13 protein-coding genes and 1 pseudogene are annotated in these 14,764 nt (G+C 48.4%); 7 read left to right on the top strand and 7 right to left on the bottom strand.

Annotation, left to right across the window (positions count from 1 at the left end):
* A pseudogene (locus Q0711_RS00875) lies at positions 1 to 331 on the bottom strand (AEC family transporter); the annotation flags it as partial.
* Between the two features lie 68 nt (positions 332 to 399).
* On the opposite strand from Q0711_RS00875, the gene Q0711_RS00880 reads away from it, so the two are divergent.
* Entirely contained in the window at positions 400 to 1,560 is a 1,161-nt protein-coding gene (locus Q0711_RS00880) for an MFS transporter (RefSeq protein WP_366519071.1), read from the top strand.
* On the opposite strand, the gene Q0711_RS00885 is transcribed toward Q0711_RS00880, so the two are convergent.
* Positions 1,532 to 3,358, bottom strand: coding sequence for an ABC transporter ATP-binding protein (locus Q0711_RS00885; protein WP_298611652.1), 1,827 nt, complete (start codon positions 3,356 to 3,358; stop codon positions 1,532 to 1,534). The two genes, Q0711_RS00880 and Q0711_RS00885, sit on opposite strands and share 29 nt — an antisense overlap.
* Before the next feature lie 412 nt (positions 3,359 to 3,770).
* Between Q0711_RS00885 and Q0711_RS00890 the strand changes: the two genes are divergently transcribed.
* Positions 3,771 to 5,243 (top strand): hypothetical protein, encoded by a 1,473-nt coding sequence (locus Q0711_RS00890; RefSeq protein WP_299041311.1) that lies wholly within the window; start codon positions 3,771 to 3,773, stop codon positions 5,241 to 5,243.
* Here the strand turns inward: Q0711_RS00890 and Q0711_RS00895 are convergent.
* On the bottom strand, positions 5,240 to 5,806 hold the full coding sequence (locus tag Q0711_RS00895) for a hypothetical protein (RefSeq protein WP_298611645.1): 567 nt from the start codon (positions 5,804 to 5,806) through the stop codon (positions 5,240 to 5,242). The two genes, Q0711_RS00890 and Q0711_RS00895, sit on opposite strands and share 4 nt — an antisense overlap.
* Positions 5,807 to 5,818: 12 nt before the next feature.
* Positions 5,819 to 6,412: a DJ-1/PfpI family protein gene (locus Q0711_RS00900; protein ID WP_298611642.1), complete on the bottom strand. Its 594-nt coding sequence runs from the start codon at positions 6,410 to 6,412 to the stop codon at positions 5,819 to 5,821.
* A 96-nt stretch (positions 6,413 to 6,508) separates the two neighbouring features.
* Here Q0711_RS00900 and cobM point away from each other — a divergent pair, with 96 nt between their 5' ends.
* Together cobM and yidD are read left to right on the top strand one after the other, a co-directional pair.
* Positions 6,509 to 7,294 (top strand): precorrin-4 C(11)-methyltransferase, encoded by a 786-nt coding sequence (gene cobM / locus Q0711_RS00905; protein ID WP_298611639.1) that lies wholly within the window; start codon positions 6,509 to 6,511, stop codon positions 7,292 to 7,294.
* Between the two features lie 36 nt (positions 7,295 to 7,330).
* Positions 7,331 to 7,591, top strand: a complete 261-nt coding sequence (gene yidD, locus Q0711_RS00910; protein WP_298611636.1) for a membrane protein insertion efficiency factor YidD — start codon at positions 7,331 to 7,333, stop codon at positions 7,589 to 7,591.
* A 13-nt stretch (positions 7,592 to 7,604) separates the two neighbouring features.
* Here yidD and Q0711_RS00915 read toward each other — a convergent pair whose 3' ends face one another.
* From Q0711_RS00915 to pseB, 3 genes are read right to left on the bottom strand one after another with little or no spacing between them, the layout of a single operon-like run.
* The gene (locus Q0711_RS00915) at positions 7,605 to 8,531 is read right to left on the bottom strand and encodes a DUF3782 domain-containing protein (protein WP_298611634.1); all 927 of its coding nucleotides are present in this window, start codon (positions 8,529 to 8,531) and stop codon (positions 7,605 to 7,607) included.
* A gap of 58 nt (positions 8,532 to 8,589) precedes the next feature.
* Positions 8,590 to 9,753, bottom strand: coding sequence for a UDP-4-amino-4,6-dideoxy-N-acetyl-beta-L-altrosamine transaminase (pseC, locus tag Q0711_RS00920; RefSeq protein ID WP_298611631.1), 1,164 nt, complete (start codon positions 9,751 to 9,753; stop codon positions 8,590 to 8,592).
* Positions 9,754 to 10,782 carry a UDP-N-acetylglucosamine 4,6-dehydratase (inverting) gene (pseB, locus tag Q0711_RS00925; protein ID WP_299041316.1) on the bottom strand — a complete coding sequence of 343 codons (1,029 nt, stop codon included), beginning with the start codon at positions 10,780 to 10,782 and terminating at the stop codon, positions 9,754 to 9,756.
* A 297-nt stretch (positions 10,783 to 11,079) separates the two neighbouring features.
* On the opposite strand from pseB, the gene Q0711_RS00930 reads away from it, so the two are divergent.
* From Q0711_RS00930 to Q0711_RS00940, 3 genes are all read left to right on the top strand, one after another.
* A complete protein-coding gene (locus tag Q0711_RS00930; protein WP_299041318.1) occupies positions 11,080 to 12,462 on the top strand; it encodes a hypothetical protein in 1,383 nt (460 codons plus the stop codon).
* Positions 12,459 to 13,994: a hypothetical protein gene (locus Q0711_RS00935; protein ID WP_299041320.1), complete on the top strand. Its 1,536-nt coding sequence runs from the start codon at positions 12,459 to 12,461 to the stop codon at positions 13,992 to 13,994. The genes Q0711_RS00930 and Q0711_RS00935 overlap by 4 nt, the downstream gene beginning before the upstream one ends.
* A 75-nt stretch (positions 13,995 to 14,069) precedes the next feature.
* Positions 14,070 to 14,764, top strand: a 695-nt coding sequence (locus Q0711_RS00940) for a glycosyltransferase family 2 protein (protein ID WP_299041322.1), incomplete at its 3' end; no start/stop codon positions are given.

Genomic DNA, 14,764 nt, shown 5'->3' on the forward strand with positions numbered 1-14,764 from the left:
GCCGACTTTCTCCTTCAGGCACTGTACTGCTCAGGAAAGGGGGAGTGTATTGGAGCCACTGGGGCTGAAAGTAGCGTTGCTGCCAAGCATATAAGCTTTGGGCAAGCACATACCCAACAATCAAAGCGACAAAGGCCAATAGCGGTGCCAACCAAATCAGTCCTGCGAAATCGGTCTGCCGCACCAGGGCAAAAATTTGAATGGGCACGCCCACCCAATAGAGGCTACGGCCTAACCACTGGGGAATCACTGCCGGTAACCAACGCCCACAGACAAGACCCAGACTCATCCAAATCACTAGGGGGCTGGCTGCGCTGAGTGCCTCCACCATCGCGATCGCCCGTTACCAATTCGTCACCACTATACTGTGAACATTCTGGCAAGGAGAAGTGAAGCATGTTGAGCAAAAAAGGGTCAGCCCTAAGTTTTGTGGTGCTATTGGGAGTCGTCTCCCTCTGTGCCGATGCCACCTATGAAGGCGCACGCAGTCTGACGGGGGTCTATTTAGGAGTCTTAGGTGCCAGTGGTACGGTCGTGGGCTTGGTAGCCGGCTTAGGGGAATTCATTGGCTATGGTCTGCGCTTGGTGGTTGGCTATGTGAGCGATCGCACCCGTGCCTATTGGCGAATTACTACCCTTGGCTACGCCATCAATACAATTGCCGTTCCCCTCATGGCCCTAGCCCATCGTTGGGAAGTCCTCGCCAGTCTCATGATTGCCGAGCGCACCGGCAAAGCCATTCGTACCCCTCCCCGCGATGTGTTGCTCTCCTATGGTGCCAGCCAAGTGGGTCGCGGCTTCGGCTTTGGTCTTCATGAGGCAATGGATCAAATAGGTGCTGTGGCTGGCCCCCTCATCGTCGCAGGTGTCTTTGCCCTTACCCAGCACTATCAATCGAGTTTTGCGGTTCTCGCTCTCCCCGCTGTTATTGGACTCATTGTTTTACTGATTGCTCAACAGCGGTACCCAGAGCCACGGGAGTTTGAAACCGTGCTGCCAGACCTCAATACCAAGCGACTGCCTCGGTTGTTTTGGATTTACCTGTTGGCAGTGGCCTGTCTGGGGGCGGGTTATGTAGATTTCCCCTTAATTGCGTTTCATTTGCAGCAGGGAGAGAGTCTGCAAACCGGTCAAATCCCGCTGCTTTATGCCTTCGGGATGGGAGTTGATGCCGTTGCGGCGCTGCTGTTTGGATACTTACTGGATCACATCGGCATCATGGCCTTGATCCTTGCTGTCCTGCTCTCGGTTGGCTTTGCTCCCTTAGTTTTTCTGAGTTCTGCGGTGATTTGGGGCATGGTGCTGTGGGGCATTGGTATGGGTGCCCAAGAATCCATTGTGCGGGCGATCGTAGCTAATCTCGTTCCCCCCGAACGGCGGGGGTCGGCCTATGGAATTTTCAGCACCGGCTATGGCTTGGCCTGGTTTCTAGGGAGCTTGCTCATGGGTGTACTCTACGATCATTCCCTTGGTCTATTGGTATTGGCATCGGTGGTGCTCCAACTGCTAGGGCTACCGCTGTTGTGGTGGATTAAGCAAGGGATGAGGCATCCTGCCTAGGGGGTTCTTTCTCCGTTAATGCCTGCAATCGATAGAGATGGGCATAGACCCCATTGCGCGCCAAAAGTTCACTGTGGGTGCCCTGCTCCACCAGTTGTCCCCGTTTGAGCACCAAAATCCGATCCACATGGCGAATCGTAGCGAGGCGGTGGGCAATAATAATGGCGGTTCGATTCACCAAGAGGCGGTTCAAGGCCTCCTGAATCCTTGCCTCTGTACCCACATCCAAATTGGCGGTTGCTTCATCAAGAACAAGGATTTCGGGGTTGCGAATCGCCACCCGCGCAAAGGCCAAAAGCTGCCGCTGACCGGCAGAGAGATTGGTGCCCCGCTGCCGCAGGGGAGTGTCATAGCCTTGGGGCAACTGCTCAATAAAGTCGGCAATGTTCATTTCGGCAGCCACCCGCTGAATTTCGCCAAGGCTGTAGTTGTCACCGAGGGCAATGTTGCTTTTGACATCGCCAGAGAAAAGAAAGCTCTCCTGCAAGATCACGCCAATGTGCTGCCGCAGCTCTGCTTGGCTCAATTCGCGCACATTGCGACCCCCCACAAGGACTTCACCCCGCGTTGGATCATAGAGGCGACACAGCAAGCGAATAATCGAACTTTTGCCAGCACCGGTGGGGCCAACAATCGCCACCTTCTCACCTGTCTGAATCTGAAAGGAAAGTTGCTTGAGCACGTATTCATCGTCTTTATAGGCCAGCCAGACATCGCGAAACTCCACGGCAACGGTCGTATTTTCCATCCGAGGTAGGCGCAAAAAGGTGCGATCGGGATCTTGAATTTCAATCGGTTCTGAGAGCAAATCGTGGATGCGCTCAATCGCGGTTAAGCCTGCTTGCACGATCGTAAATTTCTCTGCCAACTGCCGCAGCGGATCAAATACCCGCTGGGAAAAGAGGATAAACGTGGCTAAGGTACCAAAGTCAATGGTGCGTTGCTCCACCAAAGTGCCACCGAGCCAGAGAACACCGGCGATCGCCACAAAGGCAATCCACTCTAAGGTTGCTGAGACCGCCGAATCATAGAAAATCGTCCGATCCACCTCTTTGATGTAGCGTTGATTGCGCCGCCGAAACAGTTGGCTATTAAAGGCCTCACGACGAAATAATTGGACGACGGTAATGCCCACAATGTTTTCCTGAAGATCGGCATTCAGCAGCGATAGCTCCTCCCGGGATTTGTAGTTGGCCACCCGATAGCGATGTTGAAAATAGATAATCAGGGCGGTAATCGGCAGAACCAAGGCCAGCAACAGTGTCGCCAGCAAGTGGTCAATGAAAAACATTGTGAGGATGACCACCAGCATCGAGAAGACATCACTGAGAACCCCCACAGCCCCTGTGGCAAAAACATCCCCCAGAGCATCTACATCACTGGTCAAGCGCGTAATCAGCTTACCGACGGGGGTACGGTCAAAAAAACGTGATGACAAGCGCAGCACATGGTCAAACAAGTCGTGGCGAATGTCGGCAGTAATGTTTTGGCCAATTTTTTGAATCCAGTACCCTTGCACCGCCTGCACCCCAAAGCGGAGCACCACCGTTACCAGCAGCGCAATGCTCAGTAGGTCAATCCCTTGGGTCAGGGTTAAGGCTTTCAGAAAGTTGTAGGTACTCTCTTCTCCTTTGAGGAAGGCGATCGCCTGACCGATAATGATCGGTTGCAATGCTGCCGCTGCCGCCAAGGGAATCAAGAGCAAGCCACTTCCCACCAATCCCCAGCGATAGGGCTTGAGGTAAGGAATCAGTCGTTGCAAAAGTTGCCAATCTGTGGAGCGTGTTGCCGCTGTCATGGGCTGCTGAAACGTGTGAACATCTTTTTCCCAGTCTAGGGGGTGCTTGTAATTGTTTGTAAGAATTTACACGGTTGGGGGAGTTGTCATCTAACCATCTCTTAGCTAGACTAAGGGCAGTTTGGGCTATTCAATCCCCCGCATAGCCCCACTGAAATCCCCGAAAAGGTAAGTTATGCCGAAAGGGTAACACACAAATCAAGGATCCTGTAGCCGCCGCTTCAGAGAAAGGTATGGATGTCCTTGATGCCGAAGGGATTTTTTCCAAGTTTCTCAACACCTCTAAACCTAGAGTGTAAGTTGACTTGCTTTTGATGGATAGGTTGGTCGAGCGATCGCCACTGCTCCCCTATCACTCCCTCGAAATCGCAGTAGGCTAGAACTAGCAGCATCCCATTCCATTTATCGGTCTATGAGTGACTCCCGTTTGCTCGATAGTGCGCGGCAGGGTGACCCCCGTGCTATCAGTACGCTGCTGAATGCGGTTCTTCTGCCAAAGCGGGTAAAGGCCACCGTGGTACGTCAGGCCGAGGAGCTAATGATTACGCTGCATTCAGAAAAAATGCTCAACCAAGGCGCAGCCGTAACCCTGATCCGTACAGCCTTGGAAAAGTTGCACCTGCCGGAAATTCAACGAGTTTTCATTGAGTCACGGGTATTAGGGGTTCCCCTCTGGGAAAGCCATTTTTCATTACAGGTCATCCCCCCACCACCTCAGACAATGGCCGAAGATGAAGATCCATGGAGCACTGAAACAGCGCCCACCGAGCCATCCTCCCCTGAAGCGGTGCTGCCGAATTTAATGTCTGCTTTTATTGCCTCTGAGGACTCTTCAACATCCGAAAGTCAAGATGCCGAGGCGCGATCGCCCCAAGAAGGTTCCCTAGATGAAGTGCCAGAAATTGACCCTGAGGCGGACATCAGCTTGGCCGATTTAGCCGCTGCCTTTGACCCCAACCCACCCTCAGAATTGCCAGATGCCAATGGTGAGGAACCTGTATCTAATCTGCCCTCCTCCCAAGGAGAATGCATCGAATCCGACACCCCTGAGGGATTCTCAGGGGAATTGCCCGTTCTAGCAGTCGCTGCCGAACCGTTGTCCAGCCCAGTGGAAGAACCGCTTGACCCCATAGAAGAGAGCATTGCAATACCAGAAGCCCAAGCAAGTGTTCCTGAGATTCCTGAACTCTCTGAAGCCACCCCACCGCAAGTCAGCATTGAAGAGTACAACTTCTCAGAACCAACCCCTGAAGACCTTGCCGCTCTAGACACCTTAGAAATTGAGAGCAGTGCCCCAGTTGAGATGCCCTCTGAAGCTGAATCCTCGCCTGAGGGGGCGATCGCTCCCTCACCCATTGTTGAAGATCCTGGGGTTGTCTCAGACACTTTACTCACTGCACCCACCGCTCCTCGGGAACCCCCTCCCCAAGCTCCAGAAGCCGTTAGCTATCCTCCCCTGCGGGATCCTTGGTTAGAGGCTGAGCCTGCGCCGCAAGTTCAGGCAGACAAGACACAAGAAACCCCGCCACCTGAAACAGCCAGAGCATCGCCGCCGCCCCCCTCCGAATCAGAAATTTACACCACACCAATGCTAGAAAGGGTGCCCCGCAACGGGCTAACAAGGGCAACGGCAATAGTGGGCATCCTCATGGGGTTGGGCTTTTGTGCCACGCTTTTGGGAGCGATTATTGGCTTACCCCTGCTGGTGGGCAGCCTATGCATGCTCGCTGAGGAGGAGGTATGGCAAGGAGAGTGTCCCCATTGTCATCAGCCGCTAAAAATTCCTGTGGGCAAGCTGTGGCGTTTTAGTTGTGAGAAGTGCCAGGGATTGATTGAAGTGAAGCATGGCCGTTTCTATGCGCGGGCAACGCCCCCTGCGCCCTAGCCTAAATCTAAATTTATCTGACCCCGTTGGCGACGAGCCTCAAGAGCTTGGGCAATGAGATCCAATAGCCCAGGTGCCTCTTCCTGAATCGTTAGCAGGAGACGTTCGCCCATAGCCAGATCTGCATCTGGAGGGAGAGAGTCTTCTTGAACCAACTGCCGTAGCCGAGGCACCGTATTGTCAACGATTTCCACCAGTGCCCCCAAGCAGCGAAAAAACTGTCGTTCAGTGAGGGTGCTGTCCTCAATCGGAAATTCAATCATTGCCCGCACTTCACCTTCGTTGGGATTGTACTCCCACTGCAACATTTTTGTCTGCCACGAAATGCATAGCAGCGTTTGTAAGATTGCATCACGAAAGCGGTGGGTTTTAATCCCCGGCAAGAGATTGGGAGCATAGAGCTTAAAAAATTCACCCCCCTCATCTAGCTCAATAATGACGATAAATCGTTCAAGGTGATCGCCATTGACGCCCGTAATGATTTGATGGTTAGGAAGATTCAACCGATAGTTCAGTTGGTGCCGTTGCAGATATTCAGCAATTTGGCTGAGGGCGATCGCCATGCTACCGCTAGCCTAAACCGTTACCTGATGGCTAATTTTGGTTCCCAAAACCTCCAAAAATGCCGCCAACCACCGCGGATGGGCAGGCCAAGCTGGCGCCGTTACAAGATTTCCATCCACCACGACCGCATCCACCGCCACACTGGTGAAGTTGCCCCCCGCACTCACCACCTCAGGACCGCAGGCTGGATAGGCCGTACAGGTTTTACCTGTCAGCACACCCGCCGCCGCCAGCAGTTGGAGACCGTGGCAAATGGCTGCAATGGGTTTTTGAGCTTGGCCAAAGTGCTTAACGATTTCAAGTACCCGTGGATTGAGACGCAAATACTCTGGGGCACGCCCCCCCGGCACCACTAAGGCATCATAGGTACTGGGGTCAATTTCTGCAAAGGTGGCATTGAGGGTAAAATTGTGTCCCCGTTTTTCGCTGTAAGTTTGATCCCCTTCAAAATCATGGACGGCTGTGCGAACGCTGTCACCAACAACCTTATCCGGACAGACGGCATGCACTGTGTGACCTACCATTTGCAGCGCTTGGAAAGGCACCATCACCTCGTAGTCTTCAACATAGTCACCCACGAGCATTAGAATGCGTTTGCCACTCATGATTCTCTACCTCTTAAATTGACCTGTCTTGATCCTGACATAACGATGCCCCCTGCAAAAGTTACGCTTAAAAAGTGGGTAGTCAGGTAAAGTCTAATGCTAGAGCGCAAGACCGCTGCTGGAGTTTACTTTGTCGGCGCTGGCCCTGGTGATCCAGAATTACTCACCCTGAAGGGGCAGCGGCTGATTCAAGAAGCCGATGTGATTCTCTATGCCGATTCTCTTGTGCCGACTAGCATTTTGCAGTTTGCGCCGCCGAGTGCAGCCTGTATTCCCACAGCCGCAATGACCTTAGAAGACATTATCCCGCTCATGGTGGAAGCAGTGCAGGCAGGCAAAACAGTGGTGCGGCTGCAATCGGGCGATCCGAGCCTTTACAGCGCCATTCACGAGCAAATTGCCTGCCTTGCGGAAGTGGGTATCAGCGTTGAAGTCGTCCCCGGTATCAGTGCCTATCAATTGGCGGCTGCTCGCCTCAATGCTGAACTGACGCTGCCCGAGTTGGTACAGACAATCATCCTCACCCGTGCCAGTGGTCGTACGCGAGTGCCCCCCACTGAAGAATTGGCCAGCTTGGCGGCACACAAGGCCAGCCTCTGCCTCTACCTGAGTGCAAACTGTGTGCAGCGTGCCCAGCGAGACCTGCTTCAGCATTACCCTCCCGAAACCTTGGTTGCAGTGGGTTACCGTTTGGGATGGCCGGATGAGCAGTTGTGGCTGATTCCCTTGGCTGAGATGGCCTCGTTTAGTCAGCAACAGCGCTTGACGCGCACCACCCTTTACTTGATTAGCCCGGCACTGGCGGCACAGCAGCAAGGGAATCACTCCTTGCGCTCCTGTCTCTATAATCCAGAACACCATCATCTGTTTCGCCCGCATTAACCTGCTTATAATTAGGGTGCGTTGTCAGCAAAAGCGATGGACAACTGGCTCAGCAAAGCACTGATCTTTTTAATTCGCACTTACCAGCGGTGGATTTCACCCTTATTTTTGCCCACCTGTCGCTATACACCCACCTGTTCAGCCTATGCCGTTGAGGCAATTGAGCGATTTGGGGTAGGGAAAGGAACCTACCTAGCGATCCGCCGTATCTTGCGCTGCCACCCCTTTGCCCCTGGAGGCTATGACCCTGTGCCAAGCCCTCCTGATCCTCCCAACGACTCTCTGCCCTCTTGTTAATCGCCGGGAGATCCTATAGACCCTCTACAGCATCGGCGTAACTATAAATTTCAATTCCCAGTGCTTCAGCAACGGGTCGTGCCCGCGGATCGACCATTGGGGAGATCACGATCTTACGGTCAATTTGGCGTTGGTGGTGCTGCGCATAAAAATTCACCTTGCGATCAAAGATGTACATTCCTGCCTTGTCAATAGAAGATTTAATTTCACAGGCAATGGTTAGACCATTCTTGATGATCAAGTCTAGTTCCACCTGATCTGGGCGACCAAAGACCTCACCCTCATGGTCATAAAGCGTCAAGTTTAGCACCTCAACCCCAAAGGATTCCGTCAAGATACCCGCAAGGGCGTTCCGAAAACTGGTTTCAGAGGCAATGCCCCAGCGAGCACCTAAGGCGCCTATCGTACTTTCAAACCGTTTGTCCAGCCGCCGAATTTCCGCAAGTTGCTCATGCCAGCGGCGATCCTGTTCCTCCCATCTACGGACTTGTTCCTCCCACTTCCGATCTTGTTGTTCCCATCTACGGACTTGTTCCTCCCACTTCCGGTCTTGTTGTTCCCAGCGACGGGCTTGCTCTTGCCACCTCTGATCTTGCTGCTCCCAGCGACGGGCTTGCTCTTGCCACCTCTGATCTTGCTGCTCCCAGCGACGGGCTTGCTCTTGCCACCTCTGATCTTGTTGTTCCCAGCGACGAGCTTGCTCTTGCCACTTGCGATCTTGCTCTTGCCAACGACGGGCTTGTTCCTCCCAGCGGCGAGCCTGTTCCTCGCGATCGCGCCGAAGTTCATCTAGGATGCGATCAAACTTAATGTCTGCCTCACGACGAGGAACGTATAATTCTGAGACTGTGCGCAGGACAAAGTCCCTCAGGCTGGGGTCTTGAGCGATGAGCCGAGGCAACTCCCGCTGAATTAGGGCAACAATCTCTGCTTGCTCCATGAGGTGTTTCTAGTTAGCTATCTCCAATTCTAGGGGAGCAGCGGTTGGAATCACCCTCCTAAGCCAAGACTTGTTTGAGGGCCTGAATTACTTGATCCTGTTGCTCAAGAGTGAGCCCATAGTACAGGGGTAAACTAATTGCTTCTTGGTAGTAGGCTTCCGCGTTGGGAAAGTCTCCCCATCGAAAGCCCAACTGCTGATAGTAGGGTTGGGTATGGACAGGAATGTAGTGGAGATTCACGCCAATGCCAAGGGTACGAAGTGCTTCAAAGACTTCGCGATGGGATTTTTGAATCTGGTTTCGCTTGAGGCGAATGATGTACAGGTGCCAACTGGAACGGGTATCGGGATGTTGAAATGGCAGGGTGACAGGCAGGTCAGCCAGATGTTGATGATAGCGTTGAGCTAAAAAACGGCGGCGTTCGATAAACTGATCCAAGCGCTGAAGTTGTTGCAGTCCCAGGGCAGCTTGAAGGTCGGTCATGCGGTAGTTAAAGCCCAATTCTAGTTGCTGATAGTACCAAGGGCCGTGGGAATCCCCTACCATTTGCTGGGGATCACGGGTAATGCCGTGGCTGCGCAGACGAATAAGGCGCTGATAGAGGTCTGGATCGTTGGTCAGAATGGCGCCGCCTTCGCCTGTGGTGAGGATCTTAACAGGGTGAAAGCTAAAGACGGCCATGGTTGAGAATTCACAAGAACCAATGGGTCGGCTGCGGTACTGACCCCCAATGGCATGGGAGGCATCTTCAATGAGGGTAAAGCCATAGGTCTGGGCTAGTTCCGCAAGAGGAGCCATCTCACAGGATTGTCCGGCAAGGTGAACGGGAATGACAACTTTGGGGAGAGTGCCCTGTTTTTCTGCAATTTCTAGTTTTGTGGCAAGAGCAGAGACACTGAGAGTGTAGGTGTGGGGGTCAATATCGACAAAGTCCACCGTGGCACCGCAGTAGAGGCCACAGTTGGCAGAGGCAACAAAGGTAATCGGGGATGTCCACAGGCGATCGCCCCCCTTTAACCCTGCTGCTATACAGGCAAGGTGAAGGGCTGCTGTAGCACTACTCACCACAACGGCATACTGTGCACCACAATACCTAGCCAGTGCTGCTTCAAATTCGGGAATCTTGGGGCCTTGGGTCAGCCAGTCGGACTGCAATACCTCAACAACAGCGGCAATATCCTCTGGAGTAATGTCTTGGCGACCGTAGGGAATGGTGATCATTTACCCTCTGCCTGGAATAAAGTTGGGATCAACGTGCTGGCGAATCAGGGTGCGTAGTTCCTCTACCGTCAGAAAGCGATCGTTACTCCCTGAATTGTAGCTAAACCCCGGCTTGACCCGTGTCGCCCCTGTTTTGGCGCAATACTCCTCAATTGTGTAGCGTCCTTGGATCGGCAGAATGGCATAGTACTGGCCCAAGTCAACTGTGGTGTAAGAATCAGAGGTGGTAATCATCTCCTCGTGAATTTTCTCTCCCGGGCGAATGCCGACGATCGCCCGCTCACACTCAGGACAAATGGCCTCTGCGACATCCAAAATGCGATAGGAGGGAATCCTAGGGACAAAGATTTCTCCCCCCCAACTGTGCTTCAGTGCCCAGAGTACCATTTCTACCCCCTCTTGGAGGGAGATATTAAAACGCGTCATGGCGGGATCTGTAATCGGCAGGCAACCCTCGCAGCGTTTTTTCAGGAAGAAGGGAATCACTGAGCCGCGTGACCCCATGACATTGCCATAGCGAACCACACTAAAGCGCAGATCACGGCCGGCAAAGTTATTGGCGGCAATGAAGAGCTTGTCGCTACAGAGCTTTGTTGCGCCGTAAAGGTTAATAGGAGCAGCCGCCTTGTCAGTCGAGAGGGCAACGACCTGTTTCACATTTGTGTCTAGGCAGGCTTGAATCACATTTTCAGCTCCCATTACGTTAGTGCGGATAAACTCAATGGGGTTATATTCCGCTGCCGGCACTTGTTTGAGGGCCGCTGCATGAACCACAATATCCACCTTACTGAAAGCCCGACGCAGGCGATCGCGATCTCTGACATCGCCAATGAAGTAGCGAATCCCCGGATACTTCTCGGATGGAAATTCCTGAGCCATCTCAAACTGCTTTAGCTCATCGCGGCTAAAGATCACCAAGCGCCGAATATCCGGGAACCGCCGCAGTACTTCCTTGACAAACGCACGGCCAAACGACCCAGTTCCCCCCGTAATCAGTACGCTACTCTCTCGCGTCAGTCCCTGGGACATCCTACAGACCCTCTACAGCCTTCGTATAGCTCTATGGCAATGAATCTAAGTTCTCTAGTAGCCACCTAAAAGGCTTATTGTACACAGACTTTACCTCTTGCGATCGCCGTGAAGTTCAGCTAATATATAGGCTTGTATCCCCAGCTCATAAGTTAAGGTAGTTCTAGATAAATAAGCCAACAGTCCTTTAGTTATTCTAAACCAGAAGTGTTGAATAACAGTTTGAAGGGGCAGAAAAAAGATAACAAATGTTGTATTCTTTCCCTAAAGATTAACCTATAGTTTTCTCAGGAAAAAATGGCTCTAGATACATTGCTGATAGAAACGTTTGCATACTGTCCTCACCTAGAAACATCTGGGGAGATCGCAATTAAATTCAAGCAAGATCCTCTTGAAACTGGTATTGTATTTATTGATGTAGATAATCCCGACGACTATATTCCGAAATTTAGACTCTTAAGAAATCGTCAGAATCGTGTAAAAGCTCTCTTTAGAGTTCTCAATAGATTTGGTATTGAAAATTGCTTGATAGAAGTTCCTGACAAGGTACTTACTAATCTACTTTTTGAGAAGATTCAAGATGAAATCGAGAGTTGTAATAACATTAGTTCAATAAGTCAAGTAAAAATAGGTGACCTAAAAATTAGTCTCGGAGTTGTAAGCTCATATGTCTCATACATGAAAGACCCAGACCCGCCTATTGATAAAAAGTTAGTCAAGCGATACCTTAAATCAGCAATTGCTACATACCTAACAACAGAAAAAGTAATCCAGAAGCTCAATCCTAAAAAGGTCATAACATACAATGGAAGATATGCCTGCTCAAAGCCGATTGTTGAGGTCTGTAAGAAATATTCGATACCTATTCTATATCATGAAAGGGGGGCAACAAAAGAACGGTATTATTTGTCTGATAAATCTCCCCATGACTTTAAGTCTATTAAAGCATCAATAAAACAAATGTGGGAACTTTCTCAAGATGAAAATAAGGAAAAAATAGCAGAGTCGTATTTCTTGAAAAAAATACAAGGCGAAGAAATTGGCTGGGTTTCTTTCACAAAAAAACAAGTAAAAGGACTGATTCCTGGAAAAAATAAAAAGTATAGATGGACATACTACAGCTCCAGTGATGATGAGTTTATCTATGTTGAAAATTCAATGGAACATCCTATTTTTTCTTCCCAGACCGAAGCAATCCAGTGGCTGATAAGCTATGTAGCAAAACTAGATGATGTAGAGTTAGTTATACGTGTTCATCCTCACAAAGAGCAGAAAAGTCAAAGATTAAGGAATTTTTGGAATAATCTTAGTGGGGACAATGTATTAGTAGTACCTAGTCACTCCCCTATTGACTCTTATGCACTAGCTAAAAGCTCTGATTTAGTGATTGTTTACAGTTCGACAATGGGCGTAGAAGCTGCATATTTAGGTAAACCAGTCGTTGTTATTGGTGATGCTACATATAGAGGACTTAATTGTGCTTACGAACCATGTACAAAAGAAAATTTAGAAACTCTTCTGTCAAGAAATCTAATCTTGCCAAAGCCTAAGGAGAATACTTTTCCTTTTGGATATTACTATACTCTATTTGGTATGCCATATATATATTACGAACCAGAAACTTTATTCAAAGGTAAACTATTAGGCAGAAGATTAAAATACTCTAGCTTTTTACTTTGATTGCTAAATGGGGTGTTGAGATGCAAGTACTGTACAGAGCCATAGTACTACATTACCCTTACTTTGCTGATATCCTCAGCCAAGCTATTAATTTAGAATTTTGTTTATGCATTTATCAATTTTCATCTTCTAAAAACATTAGAAACACAAGCTATGGTAAATATACTCTTGAAGTCATGGATCATGATCAGCTTCAGCACTGTATCTACAGTGAGGAGTTAATGAATTCAATACCTCCAGTGAATAGAGATATATTAGAATCAATGAGGTTGTATGAATCAGAAGTGATATCCATAATTTATCGATGGCTCAATTTGTCATATACAGAAGCTAAAAGGCATTACTATCAGCACGTAAAGTTTTGGTCATGGTATTTGAAAAGTAAAAAGATTAATTTATTTATTGGAGTTGTACCACACGAAACTTACTATTCAGTCATCTATTATCTTTGTAAGTTAATGTCTATAAAAACTATTTTACTTCATCCATTATCAATCTCAAACTCTTTTACATTAATGAGTGACTGGAGAGTGCCAGATCATAGGGTCAATGCGTTAACTCAAGAATATCTAAAGAGTCCAATTATGAATCAAATAAAGCAATGGTCTCCAGAGTTTGCTGATTTTATAAACGCTCAAGAACTTCACATAAATCCTATCTATATGAAACAGGCTATTGATAAAATTAGAAAAGATAAATTAATAGATTTCTTAGCTTATCTTAGGTATGCATTAAAAATAAATGTTTCGCCACTTAAATCAATCTTTCAGTTGCTTTTAAAGTTGATATACAAGTGCAATAAAAATCTCAATCTATACGTTAGTAGATTGCATATACATAGAAAAATACATAGAAAAATTTACGAGGGTTTTGCGAGCTTGATTTTTGAGCTTTACTATGAAAGTCTTTGTACTGTTTTAGATAAAAAATATCTAGAGAATGAACCGTATATTTATATTCCATTGCATTATCAACCTGAATGTACAACACTTCCACTGGGTGATTTTTTTGAGGATCAAAAAATAATGATAGAATGGATATCACACTCAAGACCGAAGGATGTGTGGTTATATGTGAAAGAGCATCCATCTCAGACGTATGAAGTGAATACTAGTAGGTATAGGTATCCAAGCTTTTACAAAGATATCCTTAAAATACCAAAAGTACGATTAGTTTCTCGTCGCTTTAGTTCTTTTGATTTAATAAAGAGCAGTCTTTGCGTAGCGACTATTACTGGAACCGCTACTCTAGAGGCTTTATATCAAGAGAAGCCAGTATTACTCTTTGGTTACCATGTCTATCAGTATGCCCCTGGAGTGTTTCCGATACGTACTCTAGAAGATTGTTCTACTGCCCTAGAAAGAATATGTCATGGAAGAATAGAACTACAAAGAGATCATTTTCTTTTCTATTTAAAGGCTTTAGAGAAAAACTGCATACAAGTTAATTGGCTTGATGTAGAGAAAAATAATGCAAACAAAGAAAAATTTTTAGATTCTTTTCTAGGTTTCCTAAGCCAATTAGAGAGCTAACAAGCTATGAACTGTAACTTACCAATCCTTTTTCTTGTTTTTAATCGCCCCCATACTACACAACGAGTCTTTGAAGTGATTCGTCAAGCTCGCCCACCTAGACTATATGTGGCTGCCGATGGTCCTAGGGCTAACCGAGAGGGAGAGGTTGAGAAGGTCACAAAAGTAAGGGAAATTGCGACACAGGTTGATTGGCCTTGTGAAGTCAAGACTCTCTTTCGGGAGAAGAACTTAGGATGTAAGGTTGCAGTCAGTAGCGCTATCAGTTGGTTTTTTGAGTATGAAGAACAGGGAGTTATTCTAGAAGATGATTGCTTACCTCACCCTGATTTTTTTAGATTCTGTGAGGAATTGCTTAATTACTATGCTAACGACAATCGCGTGTGGGTAATTACAGGAAATAACTTCCAAGATGGTCAAGTTCGGGGTGAAGGTTCCTATTATTTCTCCAAGTACAACCACGGTTGGGGATGGGCTTCGTGGCGGCGTGCTTGGAAAAAATATGAGGTTGATATGTCTTTTTGGCCGCTATGGAAGAAATCAGTTCATTGGCAGAAGAAAATGCCTGATTTTATTGAACGAAAGTACTGGGAAAAGATTTTTGATCAAGTGTATCTAGGAAAAATTGACACTTGGGATTATCAATGGACAGCGACTGTTTGGTACTACGGGGGTCTAACAGCTATACCCAATGTTAATCTTGTGACTAACATAGGCTTTGGTCCAGATGCTACACATACACTCTCGATCCACGATCCTCACGCCAATTT

Origin of the sequence: uncultured Thermosynechococcus sp. (genome assembly GCF_937958135.1) — a bacterium.
In the GTDB taxonomy this organism is placed as follows: Bacteria; Cyanobacteriota; Cyanobacteriia; order Thermosynechococcales; family Thermosynechococcaceae; genus Thermosynechococcus.